19 protein-coding genes are annotated in these 18,501 nt (G+C 47.0%); 11 read left to right on the top strand and 8 right to left on the bottom strand.

Features of this window, described 5'->3' with window-relative positions; translation table 11 throughout:
• Positions 1-35: 35 nt before the first annotated feature.
• Genes murI through KVT36_RS00220 form a run of 3 tightly spaced genes read right to left on the bottom strand, consistent with a single transcriptional unit; the run spans position 36 to position 2,287 of the window.
• Positions 36-854 carry a glutamate racemase gene (gene murI / locus KVT36_RS00230; protein WP_217601502.1) on the bottom strand — a complete coding sequence of 273 codons (819 nt, stop codon included), beginning with the start codon at positions 852-854 and terminating at the stop codon, positions 36-38.
• An 18-nt stretch (positions 855-872) separates the two neighbouring features.
• Positions 873-1,523: a carbonic anhydrase gene (locus KVT36_RS00225; RefSeq protein WP_217601501.1), complete on the bottom strand. Its 651-nt coding sequence runs from the start codon at positions 1,521-1,523 to the stop codon at positions 873-875.
• A 32-nt stretch (positions 1,524-1,555) separates the two neighbouring features.
• Complete coding sequence (locus KVT36_RS00220; RefSeq protein ID WP_254639774.1) at positions 1,556-2,287, bottom strand: EcsC family protein; 732 nt, start codon at positions 2,285-2,287, stop codon at positions 1,556-1,558.
• A gap of 118 nt (positions 2,288-2,405) precedes the next feature.
• Here KVT36_RS00220 and KVT36_RS00215 point away from each other — a divergent pair, with 118 nt between their 5' ends.
• The gene (locus KVT36_RS00215) at positions 2,406-4,049 is read left to right on the top strand and encodes an ABC-F family ATP-binding cassette domain-containing protein (protein WP_217601500.1); all 1,644 of its coding nucleotides are present in this window, start codon (positions 2,406-2,408) and stop codon (positions 4,047-4,049) included.
• Between the two features lie 128 nt (positions 4,050-4,177).
• Here the strand turns inward: KVT36_RS00215 and KVT36_RS00210 are convergent, their stop codons facing one another.
• A complete protein-coding gene (locus KVT36_RS00210; protein ID WP_217601499.1) occupies positions 4,178-4,573 on the bottom strand; it encodes a response regulator in 396 nt (131 codons plus the stop codon).
• Between the two features lie 246 nt (positions 4,574-4,819).
• On the opposite strand from KVT36_RS00210, the gene KVT36_RS00205 reads away from it, so the two are divergent.
• Positions 4,820-4,960: a hypothetical protein gene (locus KVT36_RS00205; protein ID WP_217601498.1), complete on the top strand. Its 141-nt coding sequence runs from the start codon at positions 4,820-4,822 to the stop codon at positions 4,958-4,960.
• An 88-nt stretch (positions 4,961-5,048) separates the two neighbouring features.
• Here the strand turns inward: KVT36_RS00205 and KVT36_RS00200 are convergent, their stop codons facing one another.
• Positions 5,049-6,011 (bottom strand): hypothetical protein, encoded by a 963-nt coding sequence (locus KVT36_RS00200; RefSeq protein WP_217601497.1) that lies wholly within the window; start codon positions 6,009-6,011, stop codon positions 5,049-5,051.
• Positions 6,012-6,114: 103 nt separating this feature from the next.
• Here KVT36_RS00200 and KVT36_RS00195 point away from each other — a divergent pair, with 103 nt between their 5' ends.
• Both KVT36_RS00195 and holA read left to right on the top strand, forming a co-directional pair.
• Positions 6,115-6,837: a ribonuclease H-like domain-containing protein gene (locus KVT36_RS00195; RefSeq protein WP_217601496.1), complete on the top strand. Its 723-nt coding sequence runs from the start codon at positions 6,115-6,117 to the stop codon at positions 6,835-6,837.
• A 33-nt stretch (positions 6,838-6,870) separates the two neighbouring features.
• Positions 6,871-7,866: a DNA polymerase III subunit delta gene (gene holA, locus KVT36_RS00190; RefSeq protein WP_217601495.1), complete on the top strand. Its 996-nt coding sequence runs from the start codon at positions 6,871-6,873 to the stop codon at positions 7,864-7,866.
• 8 nt (positions 7,867-7,874) lie between these two features.
• On the opposite strand, the gene KVT36_RS00185 is transcribed toward holA, so the two are convergent.
• Positions 7,875-8,804 carry a bifunctional riboflavin kinase/FAD synthetase gene (locus KVT36_RS00185; RefSeq protein ID WP_217601494.1) on the bottom strand — a complete coding sequence of 310 codons (930 nt, stop codon included), beginning with the start codon at positions 8,802-8,804 and terminating at the stop codon, positions 7,875-7,877.
• A 171-nt stretch (positions 8,805-8,975) separates the two neighbouring features.
• On the opposite strand from KVT36_RS00185, the gene KVT36_RS00180 reads away from it, so the two are divergent.
• Positions 8,976-10,154 (top strand): AIR synthase related protein, encoded by a 1,179-nt coding sequence (locus tag KVT36_RS00180; protein ID WP_217601493.1) that lies wholly within the window; start codon positions 8,976-8,978, stop codon positions 10,152-10,154.
• Between the two features lie 74 nt (positions 10,155-10,228).
• Here KVT36_RS00180 and KVT36_RS00175 read toward each other — a convergent pair whose 3' ends face one another.
• Together KVT36_RS00175 and KVT36_RS00170 are read right to left on the bottom strand one after the other, a co-directional pair.
• The gene (locus KVT36_RS00175; protein ID WP_217601492.1) at positions 10,229-11,650 is read right to left on the bottom strand and encodes a M56 family metallopeptidase; all 1,422 of its coding nucleotides are present in this window, start codon (positions 11,648-11,650) and stop codon (positions 10,229-10,231) included.
• Positions 11,651-11,653: 3 nt separating this feature from the next.
• On the bottom strand, positions 11,654-12,034 hold the full coding sequence (locus KVT36_RS00170) for a BlaI/MecI/CopY family transcriptional regulator (RefSeq protein ID WP_217601491.1): 381 nt from the start codon (positions 12,032-12,034) through the stop codon (positions 11,654-11,656).
• 140 nt (positions 12,035-12,174) lie between these two features.
• On the opposite strand from KVT36_RS00170, the gene KVT36_RS00165 reads away from it, so the two are divergent.
• From KVT36_RS00165 to plsY, 6 genes are all read left to right on the top strand, one after another.
• Positions 12,175-12,867, top strand: a complete 693-nt coding sequence (locus tag KVT36_RS00165) for a cell division ATP-binding protein FtsE (protein ID WP_217601490.1) — start codon at positions 12,175-12,177, stop codon at positions 12,865-12,867.
• A 183-nt stretch (positions 12,868-13,050) separates the two neighbouring features.
• Entirely contained in the window at positions 13,051-13,323 is a 273-nt protein-coding gene (rpsO, locus tag KVT36_RS00160; RefSeq protein ID WP_089920999.1) for a 30S ribosomal protein S15, read from the top strand.
• Positions 13,324-13,409: 86 nt separating this feature from the next.
• A complete protein-coding gene (locus tag KVT36_RS00155) occupies positions 13,410-15,740 on the top strand; it encodes a polyribonucleotide nucleotidyltransferase (RefSeq protein ID WP_217601489.1) in 2,331 nt (776 codons plus the stop codon).
• 196 nt (positions 15,741-15,936) lie between these two features.
• Positions 15,937-16,764, top strand: a complete 828-nt coding sequence (locus KVT36_RS00150; RefSeq protein WP_254639773.1) for an NIPSNAP family protein — start codon at positions 15,937-15,939, stop codon at positions 16,762-16,764.
• Between the two features lie 28 nt (positions 16,765-16,792).
• Positions 16,793-17,608 (top strand): 50S ribosomal protein L11 methyltransferase, encoded by an 816-nt coding sequence (gene prmA / locus KVT36_RS00145; protein WP_217601488.1) that lies wholly within the window; start codon positions 16,793-16,795, stop codon positions 17,606-17,608.
• 124 nt (positions 17,609-17,732) lie between these two features.
• Complete coding sequence (gene plsY / locus KVT36_RS00140) at positions 17,733-18,383, top strand: glycerol-3-phosphate 1-O-acyltransferase PlsY (RefSeq protein ID WP_217601487.1); 651 nt, start codon at positions 17,733-17,735, stop codon at positions 18,381-18,383.
• Positions 18,384-18,501: the final 118 nt, after the last annotated feature.

The raw sequence follows: 18,501 nt of genomic DNA, 5'->3' as shown, positions 1-18,501 counted from the left end.
ATGGACTATGGACCATCGGCTATGGACTGCACCAGCTACAGCGCTAAATGCTCCGATTGCACAGTTTTTCCAAAAAAGATCCCCGCCATCCGGTCAAAGAGCTGCGCATCATCCGTAGTATAGAATTTTTGCGTACCCTGTTTGCTCAAACGCGTTTCCATTTCAGGATGCCGGTGTAAATAATCTTTTAAGCTATGCGCTACGATCTTACCCTGCGATAATACGGTAATACCGCCGGGCAAATGCTCCTTTATCTTCTGCATCAGCAAAGGATAATGGGTGCAGCCCAGCACCAGGGTATCAATATCGGGCGCTATGCCCAGTATATGATCCAGGTGCTTTTTTACAAAGTAATCCGCACCGCTGCTTTCATGTTCATTATTTTCTACCAGGGGCACCCACATAGGGCAGGCCTCCTGGTGCACTTTTACCTGCGGAAAAAATTTGTTGATCTCTATCGGGTAGGATTCGGATGTTACGGTACCGTTGGTAGCCAGTATGCCCACTTCGCCGGTTTGCGTTAAGGTGCCTACCAGTTCGGTAGTAGGCCGTATAACGCCCAGCACGCGCCGGTCCGGCGCAATATGAGGCAGGTCTTTTTGTTGAATAGTACGCAGCGCTTTTGCAGATGCCGTGTTGCAGGCCAATATCACCAGCGGGCAGCCCATCCTGAAAAGGTGCTGCACACATTCTAACGTATATGCATGTATGGTTTCAAAGCTGCGGTTGCCATAAGGTGTACGGGCATTATCGCCTAAATATAAATAATCATATTGCGGTAGTTCGGCTATGATCTCCTTTAATACCGTTAATCCGCCGTAACCTGAATCAAATACGCCAATAAGTCCTTGCATAGATCTAAAATCGTAAATCTAAAATTGCATTCCTTTCCCTGTCAGATCATAGATCTTCTGTATCTCATGCAGCAAACCTTCAAAGTCGATCTTCAGGTCTACCAGCAAACCATTATGCAGGTCATACACCCAGCCATGTACCGTAGGGTAGCCTTTGCTAATATAGGATTGCTGCACAACCGCTGTTTTTATCACGTTCAGGCATTGCTCCTGCACATTCAGCTCCACCAGCCGGCCATAGCGTTCGTGGGTATCCGTTATATTGTTCAGCTCCTCCATATGCAGGCGGTACACATCCCGTATATTACGCAGCCAGGGATTTAGCAGGCCCAGGTCTTCCGGCTGCATGGCTGCTTTTACGCCCCCGCAGTTATAATGCCCGCATACAATAATGTGTTTTACCTCCAGCTGCCGCACTGCATAGTTGATCACCGACATAATATTCAGGTCTATGTTGTTCACCAGGTTGGCAATGTTACGGTGCACAAACACTTCGCCCGCATCCAGCCCCATGATCTCATTGGCAGGCACCCGGCTGTCGCTGCAGCCAATATACAGGTAGTCCGGCTTTTGTTCCTGCGCCAGCTTTTCAAAGAATTCCGCATCGGTAGCCGTTTTGCTGGCCACCCATTTCCTGTTGTTCTCAAAGATTTGCTCGTAGGTAGTCATACGTTAGAAGAGTGAGTGAGGGATAAAGATACTTAAACCTTTAATAAACGCATACGGTAAGCATTCATAGCGCTGCGCCCCAATTTATCGGTCAGGCGATGGTTGGCATACGCACCTACAACCGCGCCAATACCGGGCATTAGCTGCAGCAGCTTGGCAATATCAATATAGTCACGGTACTCCTGTTGAAATCGGCGCCAGTCAAAAGTATCAATGTCCATAGGCAGCTCTTTGCTATATTGATCCCAGTTGGCTAGCAGGGGATAGGTTTTGTTCCGCAGCTCCTGGCTGGAGAAAGTAGCCTGGAAAACATATAACAGGAACAAGCGCTCTTTATAATCCTTCACATCAAACCCGTATAAAGCCGCAATATCAAACAGCATTTTCATTTTAATGCCCAGGAACAGCGGAAAGTCTGCCAGCCCCAGTAAAATGCCGCCAGCCCCGGTAAGGGCGCCTTCTGTGGCAGCCGTGGTTTTATAATACCGGATACGTTCCAGTACTTTGGTCTCCGTAAGCACCAGGTCCTGTACCGGCTGCGGCTCCGGGGTCATAAATTTTGCGCCGTACAGTACAGCCCGGGTCATTTGTTTGATGGCAACCGTAAAGGCCTTGTGCACTTTTTCCGGGATCCAGTTGTTCACACGGTCCTGCAGCCGTTTGGCAAGCCGCCCCGGCAGGGATGGCCCCCGCTGCATCTGCTTTTGCCAGCGGCGCAGCTCTTTGCGCATTTCCTGTTCATGTGGGGTGGTAGTAGGCATCATGCCCTTACCTAATCAAATATCCTGCCTGTGCAATTACCCCCGGAATTTGCTTTTTTCAAGTAATATGCTTTTTAACCCCCTATTTCGTAACTTTGCGCCTTAAATTTCATTAGCCAGCATGATCAGTGTTAAAAATGTAACGCTCTCTTACGGTAAGCGCGTATTGTTTGACGAAGTAAACCTCAATTTCACCAAAGGGAATTGTTATGGCGTTATCGGGGCCAATGGCGCCGGTAAATCCACTTTCCTGAAGATCTTATCCGGGGAAATAGAACCCAATAAGGGAAACGTGGAAATTACCCCCGGTGAGCGAATGAGTGTATTGAAACAGAACCACTTTGAGTTTGATGAAGTGACCGTGCTCAATACCGTGCTGATGGGGAACAAGCGTTTATGGGAAATAGCTAAGGAACGGGATGCCATATACGCCAAAGCCGATTTTACAGAAGAGGATGGCATACGCGCCGGTGAGCTGGAAGGCGAATTTGGCGAAATGGACGGCTACACCGCAGAAAGTGATGCAGGCGCCTTACTGGGCGACCTGGGTGTGAAGGAAGAAATGCACAGTGTACTGATGAAAGAGATCAGCGGTAGCTTAAAAGTGCGCGTGCTGCTGGCGCAGGCCCTGTTCGGCAACCCGGACATCCTGCTGCTGGATGAGCCCACGAACGACCTGGACGTAGAAACCATTGGCTGGCTGGAGAACTTCCTGGGCGGTTATGAGAATATCGTAATAGTAGTATCCCACGACCGTCACTTCCTGGATGCCGTATGTACCCATGTGGCAGATGTGGACCGCAGTAAGATCCAGATCTTCACCGGTAACTACTCTTTCTGGTATGAATCATCCCAGCTGATCGCCCGCCAGATGTCTGATAAGAACAAGAAGATGGAAGAAAAGCGGAAAGACCTGCTGGACTTCATTGCCCGCTTTAGCGCCAACGCATCTAAGAGCAAGCAGGCTACCTCCCGTAAAAAGGCTTTGGAAAAGCTGGTGATCGAAGAAATCCAGCCCTCCAACCGTAAATACCCGGGCATCATTTTTAAGCAGCTGCGCGAAGTAGGTAACCAGATCCTGAACGTAGAGAAGCTGGAAAAAGCTGTGGACGGCCGCACCATGTTCAGCAACGTAAGCTTTACGGTAAATAAAGGCGATAAGATCGCCTTCCTGTCTAAAGACCACCTGGCCCTTACCACTTTCTTTGAGATCATTAATGGCGAAGCGCAGGCCGACAGCGGTAAGTTTGAATGGGGCACTACTGTTACCAAAGCTTATTTACCTAACGATAACGCCAAGTTCTTTACAGATAAATCACTGAACCTGATGGACTGGTTACGCCAGTTTGTACCCCCGCACATAACGGATGTGGATGAGCCCTTCCTGCGCGGTTTCCTGGGTAAAATGCTGTTCAGCGGTGATGACATCACGAAAAAGACCAGTGTATTGAGCGGCGGTGAAAAAGTGCGTTGTATGACCAGCCGTATGATGCTGCAGGATCCCAACGTAGTAATACTGGATGAACCTACCAACCACCTGGACCTGGAATCCATCCAGTCTTTTAACGAAAGCATGAACAACTTTAAAGGTATTGTGCTGTTCACCACACATGACCATACGTTTATGCAATCCGTAGCTAACCGCATTATTGAAATTACGCCTAAAGGTATTATTGACCGGTTAACCACCTTTGATGAATACCTGGAAGATGCGCGCGTGAAAGCGCTCCGGGAAGAGATGTATATGAATGTGCAGCCGGCGTAATTAATGTGCAGATGTGCAAATATGCAGATGAATTAAAAGTTGCTAATAATAATTACTAAAAGAGCGAAAGTGCATTATGCGCTTTCGCTCTTTTAATTTGCACATCTGCACATTTATAATTTGCACATCTACAGGTATTTCTCAATGATCTCCAGCTTCTTTTTATCCAATGGTTTGGTAATATAAGCCGCCAGCTCTGGCGTATTATTTACCTGCTGTATATCCTTATCATCAATAGAAGAAGAGCACATTATTACGGGGATCTGCTGTGGCAGGGTATGTTTTAGTTCCCCGAAAACTTTCATAAAGGCCCATCCGTTCATGGGCTGCATGTTAATATCCACAATGATTAGTGCAGGCAGGGGCCCGGGCCGGCGCAATTGTTCCAGCGCGTCTTCAGCAGAGTAAAAGGAAGTGATTTGCAGGTTATTGGGGTCCTTACCACATTGTAGAAACAACTTCCTGATAATAAAATGGAAAATTTCGTCGTCGTCTATAACGTACACTGATTTGGAATCCGCCATGCAGTTTGGTTTTTTAAGGTATCTCCGGTTATTTTCAGTCTTGGATTTCCTCTTTATTCACGCAGGTTGAGCGCACTGGTTTTCTTTTAAAAGCAAGGCTAAGCAACAGCAACATCCGGTCACATAGGAGAAAAAAGAAGTTCAAATTAGGTTTATTTTCATATATACGATTTGGCAATAACTAATCGTTAACAAAATGGGGAGGCGGAAAGCGTAAAGGATAAAGCAGAAAGCTTAATGCCTTGCATGAATGCAGATACCAATACCAAACTATCTACCATAGCCCCCCAATACTGGGAAGCGGCTTCAGAACATAAAGCCGGGGCTAACGGCTACCAGCTAATAGCTAACGGCTTAGCGCCAACCGCTCAATGGTGCAAAACATAATCAGCTTTTTGCTTTCGGCTTTCTCCATAAAAAAAGGATTGCCCGTCATAGGCAATCCCTTTTTTTATATCGGCTAAAACTAAATCAACTAGAACCAACCGCCTTTCTTCAGGCTTACTTTACCTTGTCCGATGCGGAAACCGTTATGATAGATCTCAACGCTGTAATCGCCCGGTTTAAAATCGGAATTTTGTTTCCAATCCATGCTTACGGTTTGTTTTTCACCTTTAGTGTAAGCAACGGTTTTCTTGGCGGTATATAATTTCTCAGTACCATCATCCAGGCTAAAACGGCCGGAACCCAGTGCTTCTACAGCCAGCGGAGAACCGTCGGGAGAAGAGATGGCTACATAAATTTCTTTGTCGCCGGTGGGAGCAATCCTGTTTTCATCCAGGTCAAAGGTAACCCGCATCATATCTGCGCGTTTGGCTTTGGTGGTTTCTACTTCCTTACCGTTCTTTTTTACCTGTAAAGGCTGCAGCTTAATATTGCTGGCGTGTAATACGGAACCCAGGTTCACCTGTTTATTCAGGCTGTCTTTTACCGTACCTACAGAGTCCCTTTCCTTACGGGCTACATCCCTTTCACCGGCCAGTACCAGTTTTTCACCTTCCAGGCGTTCAACAGTTTCCTGATAACCGGCTATATTTGATTTCATTTGCTCTATCAGCTTGCGGGCCTCAGCCAGTTCACCCTGAGTAGCATTCTTGTTAGACAGGATACTGTGGATCCTGGCTTTCATATCAGCCAGTTCTTTATCTTTGGTTTTTACCAGGCTGTCCATCCGGCTGTTCTGGGAGATCAAATCGTCCAGACGTGCGTTGGCAGCATTGTATTCCTGCTGTAATGCATCTCTTGATGATGAAATAGAATCGATCTGAGTGCCTTGTTGTACAATAGTTTCGCTGGTCTTATTTTTGTCGTACAACATATAGATCCACGTACCCGCCAGTGCTGCAATTAAAATTCCGTATATAAGTCCGTTACGGCTACGCGGTTTTTCAGAGCCGGATGATCCGGAAGCAGGCGTGTTAAATGTGTTCTCAGCCATAGTTGTTTGTTTTATGTTTAATTGTTATATGGTTAAAAATAATTATGCAAAAATAGCTTTTTAAAATTCTTTAATTCACAAACTTTTAAACAGGATTTTCTCAGTGCTACCTAACATCGCATTAGACCAGTTATTACTGCTCGATATAGAGACAACCCCCGCTGTGGCTACTTTCGACGATTTACCCGAGGCGCTTCAGCACCTCTGGATGGAGAAAATAACAAAAACTGCGCCAGATTCAACAACAGGCGCCGGCGACTTTGCCGTAAAAGCCGGGATCTTTGCCGAGTTTGGAAAAGTGATCTGCATTTCAGCAGGTTATTTCACCATAGAAGGCGGCCGTTACCAGCTGCGCATCAAATCTATTTATGATGATGATGAAAAAGTGGTATTAAGCGGCTTCCTGGACCTGGTAAATAAATTTTGCGCCAAACATCCGCGCTTCCTGTTTGCCGGACATAATATTAAGGAGTTTGATATTCCATACATCTGTAGGCGTTCTGTTATCCATCAGCTATCTTTGCCCCCATGCCTGCAGCTGCATGGCTTTAAGCCCTGGGAAGTGCCTATGCTGGATACCCTGCACCTGTGGCGCTTTGGAGATTATAAGAACTATACTTCCCTGAAGCTGCTCACCACCATCCTGGGCATTCCTACCCCCAAGGATGATATAGACGGCAGCATGGTGGCCAGCGTTTACTGGCAGGAACGTAACCTGCCCCGCATTGCTACCTATTGCCAGAAAGATGTAGTAGCCGTAGGGCAATTGCTGCAGCGCTTTAAAGGGGTACCAATTTTAAAGGAGGAAGATGTAGTGATCGTATAACACTAGAATGGACTACAAACCGTAAATCATTTCATGGAATACCAGGATATTTTAAAAGATTGGAAGCAAAAGAAATTTAAATCCATTTACTGGCTGGAAGGGGAGGAGGATTTTTTTATAGACCAGGTGGTCAACTATGCCGAGCATAAGCTGCTGGATGAAGCAGAGAAAGGGTTTAACCTCACCGTCCTGTATGGAAAAGATGCCGACTGGAGCGCCGTGATCAATGCCTGCCGCCGCTACCCTATGTTTGCAGAAAAACAGGTAGTTGTATTAAAAGAAGCGCAGGCCATGCGCGACCTGCTGAAGCTGGAGCCCTATATAGATCACCCCCTGGATTCCACCATTTTTGTAGTAGCCCACAAACAGGGAAAGCTGGATGGGCGCAGCAAAATGGCCAAATTAATAAAGGACAAAGGAGTGCTGCTGAGCACTAAAAAACTATACGATAACCAGCTGCCCGGCTGGGTAGAGGTGTATGTAAGGGAAATGGGCCGCGCTATTTCCCAGAAAGCCGGCATATTGCTGGTAGATCATATTGGCAACGACCTTTCCCGTATTGCTAATGAAATAGATAAGCTGCTGGTAAACCTGCCCAATGAAAAAAAGATTGATGAAGCGGATATTGAAAAATATGTAGGCATCAGCAAAGAATACAATGTATTTGAGCTGCAGAATGCCGTAGGCCAGCAGGATTTTATCAAGGTAATGCGCATTGTTAACTATTTTGCCGCTAACCCCAAAGCCGGTCCGGTACAAATGGTGATCCCTGCCTTGTATAACTTTTTCAGTAAGGTAAACCTGATCTTTGGCGTAAAAGGCGGGGAAAAGGAAATTGCATCCACCCTGGGTGTGCACCCGTTCTTTGTAAAGGACTATATGCAGGCCGCCCGCCAGTATGGTGCAGAAGGCACGGAAAAAGCTATTTTGTTACTGCACACCTATAACCTGCGCAGTATAGGTATTAATGATAGCGGGGTAGAGGATGGAGAGTTAATGAAGGAGCTGATGTATAAAGTAATGAGTTAAGCTGCACATTATAAAATCTTCTTCGCTTCCACACAGTCTTTATCCATTTGCGCAATAAGCGCAGCGGCATTATCAAACTTTAGGTTGTGCCGTATAAATGCAATGAACTGCACCCGCAGCTGCGCATCATAAATATCCCGGTCAAAATTAAAGAGATGCACTTCCAGGCGCAGGTCCGTACCATTAAAAGTAGGCCGGGTACCTATGCTCATTACACCTTTTATTATTTCCGGTTCATTATTCAGGGTAGCTTTTACTGCATAAATCCCTTCAGAGGGTATTAGCTTGCGCGCATCCGGCAGCTGCAGGTTAGCGGTGGGGTAACCCAGCTGCCGCCCCATTTTATCGCCATGTATCACGGTGCCTTCCAGGAAATAGGGGTACCCCAGCAGCTCATCAGCCAGGGCTATATTCCCTTCCATCAGGCGTTCACGTATTTTGGTAGAGCTTACAGACAGGTCGTGTACTACCTGCTGCGGTATTTCTATCAGCTGAAAACCGTATTGCTGCTGCTCTGCTTCCAGCAGCTCAAGGCCGCCTTCGCGGTTGTGCCCAAAGCGGTGATCATACCCGATAATAATGGTATGCGGTTTAAAGCGGGCTATCAGGAAATCTTCCAGGTAAGCGCGGGCAGAAAGTTCGGAAAAGGCTTTGGTAAAGGGTACCACCACCAGGTGGTCAATACCTTCTTTATCCAGTAATTGTATTTTTTCAGGCAGAGTGGTGAGCAGGTGCAGCTTTTTATCACCGGCAAATAAAACCTCCCGTGGGTGCGGGTCAAAGGTCACAATTACGGTTTCCCCGTTTACAGCCGCAGCGGTTCCCTGCAACTGGTGTAATATATACCGGTGCCCGGTATGCACACCATCAAACGTACCAATAGTGATCACTGCATTACGAAAAGCCGGCAAATGTGATAGATCCCTGTGAACCTGCATAAATCTGAATAACGGTCTAAAGCCGTGCAAATCTAACCCAGTTTTTTGGGATTTGTACGATTCGGATAGGTAACTGGGGGGAATCTGTTACTTTTGCAGTTCTAAAAAAGTTCTAAAAAGGTACTTTTTTAGGTATAAAACGCTTTTTCAGGTCAAATATCATTCAAACAAATGACGCAAGATCTCTATTCTAAACGCGGTGTTTCTGCCGATAAGGAGGATGTACACAATGCGATTAAGAACATTGATAAAGGGCTGTTTCCGAAGGCTTTCTGTAAAATAGTGCCTGATATCCTGGGCGGCGATGAAGCCTGGTGTAACATTATGCATGCCGACGGCGCCGGTACCAAATCCTCCCTGGCCTACGCCTACTGGAAAAAGACCGGTAACCTGGATGTATGGAAAGGCATTGCGCAGGATGCTATTATTATGAACATTGACGACCTGCTGTGTGTAGGCGCTACGGAAAATATATTACTTTCCTCTACCATAGGCCGTAATAAACGCCTGATCCCCGGCGAGGTGATTGCCGCCATCATCAACGGTACGGAAGAAATACTGGCAGAGCTGCGCAGCCATGGCATCAGCATTTACTCCACCGGCGGGGAAACCGCCGATGTGGGCGACCTGGTACGCACCATTATTGTAGATTCTACCGTTACCTGCCGTATGAAACGGGCCGATGTGATCTCCAATCACCGGATACAGGCCGGTAATGTAATAGTAGGCTTAGCCTCCTACGGGCAGGCATCTTACGAAAAGGAATACAACGGTGGTATGGGCAGCAACGGCCTTACCTCCGCCCGGCACGATGTGTTTAACAAGTCCATTGCCAGGGATTACCCGGATACCTTTGATGCCGGCATTCCGGAGGAACTGGTATTCAGTGGTAAAAAAACGCTCACAGATAAAATTGATATTCCCGGTTTTGGAGCCATAGATGCCGGTAAGCTGGTATTATCACCCACACGTACCTACGCACCCGTTATACAGCAGGTGCTGGCCAAATACCGTTCGCAGATAGATGGAATTGTGCATTGCAGCGGGGGCGCGCAAACCAAGGTGCTGCATTTTATAGATCAGCTGCATGTAATAAAAGATAACCTGTTCCCCGCCCCGCCTTTGTTCCGTTTAATACAGGAGCAATCCGGCGCCAGCTGGCAGGAGATGTATAAGGTATTTAACATGGGGCACCGCATGGAGCTGTATGTACCGGAAAATATTGCAGAGGGTATTATTGCAATAGCCAAAGGCTTTAATATAGATGCACAGGTGGTAGGAAGGGTGGAAGCGGCGCCGGCTAAGAAGGTAACCGTGCAAAGTGAGTACGGCGCTTTTGTATACGAATAAAAAAATTGGGGTTAACCCTATGTTGAGAAATCTACGGCAGCTATTGTTTACACAAATAGCTGCCGTAGTTATTTTTAGCAATTACCCTGTTTGCCGAACAGCATAAAGGGCCGTATCATATTCATAGATGTTTGAAGGGTGTAGCGGATAGGCAGGTTAAACTGCACCGCTACTTTTCGGCCCTGCTGGGTGCCTGGCGTCCATTTAGGCATTTCCTTCACCACCCGTATGGCTTCTTCTTCCAAACCACTGCCTTTAGGGGCGCCTACAGTATGTACATCGCTGATAACGCCATCGGCCTGTACTACGAACTGCACAAATACAGTTCCCGAAACATTTTGCTCCTGCGCTGTTTTGGGATAACGGATGTTCTTGCTCAAATACGCTGCCAGGGCCTGTTCTCCACCAGGATACACCGGCGGGTTCTCTACAAAAGTGAATACTTCATTTTTTGTATCCGGTTTCTGTGTCGGATCGCTTGGCTTGTAATCGGTGACACGATAGTTCCTGCCATCGTCGGTAGTGATTATCATGGTTTTACCATCGACTTTAATGGACTTGATCTGAGCACCATCCATAGCTTTCAGCTCCTCCATGGTAATATCTTTTGTTCCCGGCACAGCCGCATCGTTATTCTGCTGGCAGCCAATGAAAATAACCAGGGCAGCCAGTATTGGGAATACAATAAATTTTTTCATGAGCGTAAAATTTGATTTTTGTGTTAAAAGCATATTGATCCTGCGTTGTATAGGCGGGTGAAAGAAGTTGTTGGTCATGGAAAGCTGTTTGCTTTGCAGCATTACCTGTAAAATAGTTTGCGCATAATCCGCTACCTGGCTGCCGGCTGCCTGCTGGTCGGCAATAAATTCATGTACCAGTGCCAGCTCCCTTTTAAACAGGTGAAAGAAGGGATTAACCCAGCCTATGGCGCACACCAGCTCCATCAGCAGCTTGTCCACACTGTGCTTTTGGGTTACATGGGCCAGCTCATGTTGCAGTATTTGCTGCCCGTCCGTACTGTCAGGATTAATATTTCCGCTCCAGAAAATGTAACGGAAAAAAGAGAAGGGCATTTGTACCTGCTCACTTTGCACCAGGTGGTAAGGGCGCAGGTGCTGTACCCGGCTGTGTTGAATAAGCCGCTGTATTTTCCAGCAGCCGTATAAGATGCGGCCCAGTAATAACAGCACTACCCCGCCATAGGCCAGCTGCAATATTCCCAGGTAATTCACCACGGTAACGGGTGTAGCCGGTAAAATAAATTCCCGCAGCGTAATAATTTGCGTGGCATAATTGGTAAAGGCCGGCGCCTGTTTACCTTCAAAAGGCGATGGTAATTGCAGCAAAGGCAGGAATAATGACAGTAAAGTAGCCAGCAGCAGGTAATACCGGTTCCACTGGTGAAAGCGGTTGTTGCGCAGGGCCAGGTGGTAGTAGGCATACAGGATGCCGGAGCATACCATCATCTTAAGCAGGTAGGAGAGCAGCAGTTCCATAGCTTATTTGTTTTGAGCGTCCTTAATTTGTTTCAGCAGTTTTTCCAGGTCGTTTACACTCAGGTCCTTTTCCTTTACGAAAAAGGAGATCAGGTTACTGTAAGAGCCTTCGAAATAGCCCTTTACCAGCTGTTTTACGGTTTTGTGGCTGTATTCATCCTTGCTGATGAGCGCATAGTACTGGTGCGATTTACCATATGCCTTAAAATCTACAAAGCCTTTTTCTACCAGGATTTTCACCAGGGTAGAGGTGGTGTTGTAATGTGGTTTGGGTTCCGGCAGCTCCTCAATCACCTCTTTTACAAAACAAGGCCCTTTTTGCCAGAGCACCTGCATAATCTGTTCCTCAGCTTTGGTGAGGGTTTTTACGGAAGGTGTGCTCATATGATTTCATTTATCCAAACTTATAACTAATAGTTTAGTTAAACAACTATTTTATTAGTTTTTTTATAAAATGCTCCGTTCACAACTATATTCATTTATTTTTGTTGGCGTTAATCAGTTAATTAATACAGGACTACAAAATGGAGGAGCAACCGATCTTACAACTATCCAACGTTAACATATACCAGGGCAACTCTTTGATCTTATCTGATGTGAATATTGCGGTGAACAAAGGCGAGTTCGTGTACCTCATCGGCAAAACCGGTACCGGTAAGTCCAGCCTGCTGAAAACACTGTACGGCGACCTTACCCTGCGGGAAGGGGCCGGGCAGGTAGTAGGCTTTGACCTGAAAAAAATGGACTGGAAAAAGGTGCCTTACCTGCGCCGTAACCTGGGCGTGGTGTTCCAGGATTTTCAGCTGCTCACAGACCGTAATGTGCATGATAACCTGAAATTTGTGCTGAAAGCCACCGGCTGGCTGGATCCGAAGCAGATGGAAGATAAGATTGCCGATGTATTGGATAAGGTAGGCCTGGGCACCAAAGGGTTTAAAATGCCTTATGAGCTCAGCGGCGGCGAACAGCAGCGTGTGGATATTGCCCGTGCCCTGCTTAACTCTCCCAAGCTGATCCTGGCCGATGAGCCCACCGGTAACCTGGATCCGGAAACCTCCGACGGTATTATGCAGCTCCTGTTCCGCATTTGCCGGGAAGATGGCACCGCCATCGTAATGGCTACCCATGACTATATTGTGCTGCAAAAGTTCCCTTCCCGGGTGCTGCGCACGGAAAACGGGCAGGTGACGGATAATGCAGCCATCAATTTTGTATAGGGAATTAATAATGAAGAATTAATAATTAATTGACGGACATGCATCTACGACTATTAATTATTCATTATTAATCATTAATTCAGGTGAAATCGGGGTTAAATTGTTAATTCCAAATTTTCAATTTACCTTTGCACCGGAAAAATAGCGACGAAAAAACTTTATCATTTTTTATTATTTATTAAGATGTCTTACTTAACTGTTGAAAAGAAAGCCAATATATTCAAGGAATTTGGTGGAAGCGAAAAGAATACAGGTTCTGTAGAAGCTCAGGTAGCTTTACTGACAGAGCGTATTACCAGCATTTCCGGCCATATGAAAGCTAATAAAAAAGATTTCGCCAGCAATCGCGGTTTGATGAAAATGGTAGGTCAGAGAAAGCGCCTGCTTTCTTACCTGTCCAAAACTAACCTCTCTGGTTACAGAGCACTGATCGAGAAGTTAGGTCTCAGAAAATAACGATTTTCATGTTATAGCGCTATTCCCAACTTCATTTAGGTTGGGAATAGTTTTTTTTTAGGTATACCTTTTAATCTTCACTTATTATGAATCTAACGCCTATTTCAGTCAAATTAGATATAGGAAACGGCCGCATCGTCACCATAGAAACAGGCAAGATGGCCCGCCAGGCTGATGGCGCCGTTACCGTACGTTTGGGCGATTGTATATTACTGGCTACCGTTGTAGCGAATAAAGAACCAAAACCAGGACAAAGTTTCTTCCCCCTAACTGTTGACTACCAGGAAAAATTTGCATCAGCAGGCCGTATCCCCGGCTCCTTCTTTAAACGCGAAGGCAAACTGTCTGATTACGAAGTACTTATCTCCCGTTTGATAGACCGCGCATTGCGCCCCCTGTTCCCCGATGATTATTTATGTGAGGTACAGGTGCTGGTAACCCTCATTTCTTCCGATGCGGAAGTATTACCGGATGCATTGGCCTGCCTGGCTGCTTCTGCTGCCCTGGCCGTGTCTGATGTGCCCATCCAGGAGATCATCTCTGAAGTAAGAGTAGGCCGTGTAGAAGGTGAGATGGTGATCAACCCCACCCGCTCACAGATGGAGAAAGCCGATATGGACTTCATCATAGGCGCTACTGCCAAGAACATTATGATGGTGGAAGGTGAGAGCAAGGAATGTAGCGAAGAAGACCTGATCAAAGCCATCGAGGTAGCACACACTGCGATCCAGGCACAGGTAAAGGCACAGGAAGAGCTGCGCCAGTTAGCCGGTGCTACTGCAAAACGCGAGTATGAAAAGCCCCACACCAACGAAGAGCTGAAAGCTAAAATAGCGGCATTTGCACAGGAGCGCATTCACCAGGTAGCTAAGTCTGCCATGGGTAAGCACGAACGTACCGATGCATTCCACCAGATCGGCGAAGAGCTGGAAACTTTCCTGAACGTAGACGAGCTGCCGGAAGAAGACCAGCCACTGGTAGGTAAATACCTGCACAGCCTGGAAAAAGAAGTGGTGCGTAACATGATCCTGGATGAATCCGTTCGTTTGGACGGCCGTAGCCTGGACCAGGTACGTCCCCTGAACATGGAAGTGGACCTGCTGCCCTCCCCGCACGGTTGCGCCCTGTTCACCCGCGGTGAAACACAATCCCTCACCACCGTTACCCTGGGTACACCGGATGATGAGCTGCTGATTGAAAGCGCTGCTACCTCCAAATATTCAAAATTCATTCTGCACTATAATTTCCCTCCCTTCTCAACCGGTGAAGTAAAACCGATGCGCGGCCCCGGCCGTAGGGAAGTAGGGCACGGTAACCTGGCCATGCGTTCATTGAAACAAATGATGCCGGGCAGCGAATATGCTTATACTGTGCGTGTAGTATCTGATATCCTGGAATCTAACGGTTCCTCTTCCATGGCTACCGTATGTGCCGGTTCACTGGCGCTGATGGATGCCAGCGTACCATTGCCTAAACACGTATCCGGTGTGGCTATGGGATTAATTTCCCGCGCATCTGACGGTAAATGGGCTGTGTTAACAGACATCCTGGGCGATGAAGATCACCTGGGTGATATGGACTTTAAAGTAACCGGTACCCGCGATGGTATTACCGGTATCCAGATGGATATTAAGGTAGATGGTTTAAGCATGGATGTAATGCGCCAGGCGCTGGCACAAGCCCTGCGCGGACGTTTACACATCCTGGAAGCCATGTATGCCACCCTGCCGGCACCGCGTCCGGAACCTAAACCGCATGCACCACGCATGGAGAAACTGATCATTGACCGCGAATATATTGGCGCTGTGATAGGCCCCGGCGGTAAAGTGATCCAGGAGATCCAGCGCGAAACCGGTACCACTATCAACATTGAAGAAGTTGGTGAAACCGGCGAAGTAAGCATCTTCTCTGCACAGAAAGAGAGCCTGGATAAAGCCCTGGTTTGGATAAAAGGTATTGTAGCTGTTCCTGAAGTGGGCGAAGTATACGAATCTACCGTAAAATCAGTAATGCCTTACGGTGCGTTTGTAGAGTTCCTGCCTGGTAAACAAGGTTTGCTGCACATTTCTGAAGTTTCCTGGAAACGCCTGGAAAATATGGAAGGTGTACTGTCAGAAGGCGAAAAGGTAAAAGTGAAGCTGGTGGGTACAGATCCCAAAACCGGTAAGTTTAAGCTGAGCCGCCGTGTGCTGATGCCAAAACCGGAAGGTTATGTGGAAAGGCCTGAGCGCCCGGAAAGAGGCGACCGTCCTGACCGGGGCGATCGTGGCGACCGCGGTGATCGTGGTGACCGCTTTGGCGGTGGTGGCCGTCCGCCCCGTGGTGGTGGCGACCGTGGTGATAACCGCGACCGTGGCCCGCGCCCTCCCAGACCAGAACATGATGCACCTGCACAGTTTATTGGTGACGACGAATAATAAGCAGTAATTATCTTTTTATAGAAAGCAACCGTTCCGTTAGGGGCGGTTGTTTTTTTTATGAGAAAAACGGCGCGTTAACCAGCGTTTAACAATTAGTCCCTATTATATTGCCGCTTGTAATATTTCACTGAAAAAATCTGGGGTTTACTATTAAATTGGACAACCGTTTGCCGCTACACAATTTATAAATTTCATGTTACACTGTACAATGTCAAGATCATTCAGGAGATCGTTAAACGGAAGCCTGGGCTTATGTATTACCATCCTCATTTGCATGTTGCAATCATCTGTTAACGCTGCCGCAAAACCGCCGCAGCGTGAGTTCTACGAGATCAGGGTTTATCATGTGAAAGATGCTGCACAGGAAAGCACGGTAGATCATTACCTTGAACAGGCTTTTTTACCTGCCGTACACAAGGCAGGCATTTCCAAAGTAGGCGTATTTAAGCCGGTAGGCAATGATACGGCTGCAGACCGCCGTATTTATGTGCTGATACCTTACAAGCGCCTGGAACAGTTCCAGCAGCTGCCGGAACAGCTGGAAGCCAGTAAGGAACATGGAACGGCCGGTGCGGAATACCTGGATGCAGCCTATAACGCTGCCCCCTATACGAGAATGGAAATCATGCTGCTGCAGGCCTTCAGCGCCCATCCGCAGCTGGAGCTGCCGGCGCTCAGCGGCCCTAAGAAAGAGCGTATCTATGAGCTGCGCAGCTACGAAGGCCCTACAGAAAAATTATACCGCAATAAGGTACAAATGTTTAATAAAGGCGATGAAGTAGGCATTTTCAAACGCCTGAACTTTAACGCCGTGTTTTATGGAGAGGTGATCAGCGGCAGCCATATGCCCAACCTCATGTACCTGACCACTTTTGAGAATAAAGCTGCCCGCGAGGCGCACTGGAAATCCTTTGGCAGCGACCCGGCCTGGAAGCAGTTATCCGCCCTGCCGGAGTACCAGCATAATGTATCTCACCAGGATATTATGTTCCTGTATCCGACAGAATACTCAGACTACTAATTGGGAATTACGGATTACCTTCGCTCCCATGTCACACATAGCCATCACAATAGCCTGTGCACCCGAACTTGCAGATGTACTGGTAGCGCAGCTTACTGAGATCAGTTACGAAGGATTTGAAGAGCGGCCGGGCACCCTGGTAGCCTACATACCCACCACAGATTTTGATGTTGCAGCACTGGATAACCTGCTGCAGTCTTACGGTATTACCTATACGAAAGAGGAGATCAAACAGGAGAACTGGAATGCCCTGTGGGAAAGCAATTTTGAGCCGGTGGTTGTAGGCAGCTTTTGCGGCATACGTGCAGGTTTTCATGCACCCTTTACACAAACATTGGAGCATGAAATAGTGATCACGCCTAAAATGGCTTTTGGTACCGGGCACCATGCCACTACCTTTTCCATGATACAGCTTATGCAACAGCTGGATATTGCGGGCAAAAAGGTATTTGATTTTGGAACCGGCACCGGCATACTGGCCATACTGGCGCAAAAAATGGGCGCCGCACAAACAGATGCCATCGACATTGACGACTGGTCAGTAGAGAATAGTAAAGAAAATGCAGCTGGCAACCAGGTAGAGGTAAATATCTGGCAGGCAGATAGCCTGGAAGATCTGGAAGGCCCTTACGATATTATACTCGCCAACATTAACCGTAATATTCTGCTGCAATTCATGACCAGCATGCGCAGGCTGTTGAACCCGGGCGGGCAGCTGCTGTTAAGTGGTATTATGACCCAGGATGAAAAAATAATTTTAGAAAGTGCCGCAAAAGCAGGCCTGCAGAGGCTGGAACAGGTAGAGAAGGATAATTGGCTGGCTATAAGACTGGTAGCGGAATGAAAAAATAATTATATTTAACAATCGTAAAAAACAAGAATTATTCAACTTTCGTGTTAAAGAAAAAGATAATATTTTATTAATTTTGGCGCAGATTTTCGTTATCTTAGCATTCTAACTTATTGTGATGATAGAATTGTTATTCCTTATATGTGCCTATCTCATAGGATCAGTGCCTACCGCCGTTTGGGTTAGCAAAGGGGTTTTTGGTATGGATATACGGGAGTATGGCAGCGGCAATGCCGGTGCTACCAATACTTTCCGTGTGCTGGGCCCTAAAGCCGGAGCCTTTGTAATGGTGGTGGATATGCTGAAGGGAGTTATAGCAGTCAGGCTTTCCTATCTTTTACCCTATTATCAGAACTCAGATCATTTAACACAGCTCGTAAACTTCCAGATCGGGTTAGGTTTGGCCGCAGTAGTGGGCCACATTTTTCCGATATGGGCCGGTTTCAAAGGCGGTAAAGGTATTGCCACCCTGTTTGGGCTGGTGCTGGCCATACAGCCTATTGTAGCCGTTTGCTGTGTAGGCGTGTTCTTAATGATCCTGTTCTTTACAAGGTATGTATCACTGAGCTCTATTATAGCCAGTATTGCATTCCCGATCCTGATCCTTTACATCTTTAACGAACCGGAGGTTTTTTACCGCATTTTTGCTATAGCGGTAGCCTTGATGGTGGTACTAACCCACCAGAAGAACATTGCGCGCCTGCTTACCGGTAACGAGAATAAGGTGCCGCTGTTCAAAAACAGAAGGGGTTTCCGCCGTAAGCCCTGATCATCTTTCCTTTTGATATAAGTTCCACTTATTTATATACATCAAATATCACTGCCAGGTAGTGCAGGTGGTTCTTTTTCATAAAAGAGCAACCTGCATACCTGCTTTGATAGCGGTT

The sequence above is a fragment of the Chitinophaga sp. GbtcB8 genome, from assembly GCF_019091455.1.
Lineage (GTDB): Bacteria > Bacteroidota > Bacteroidia > Chitinophagales > Chitinophagaceae > Chitinophaga.
This window is presented reverse-complemented; position numbering and strand designations above follow the sequence as displayed.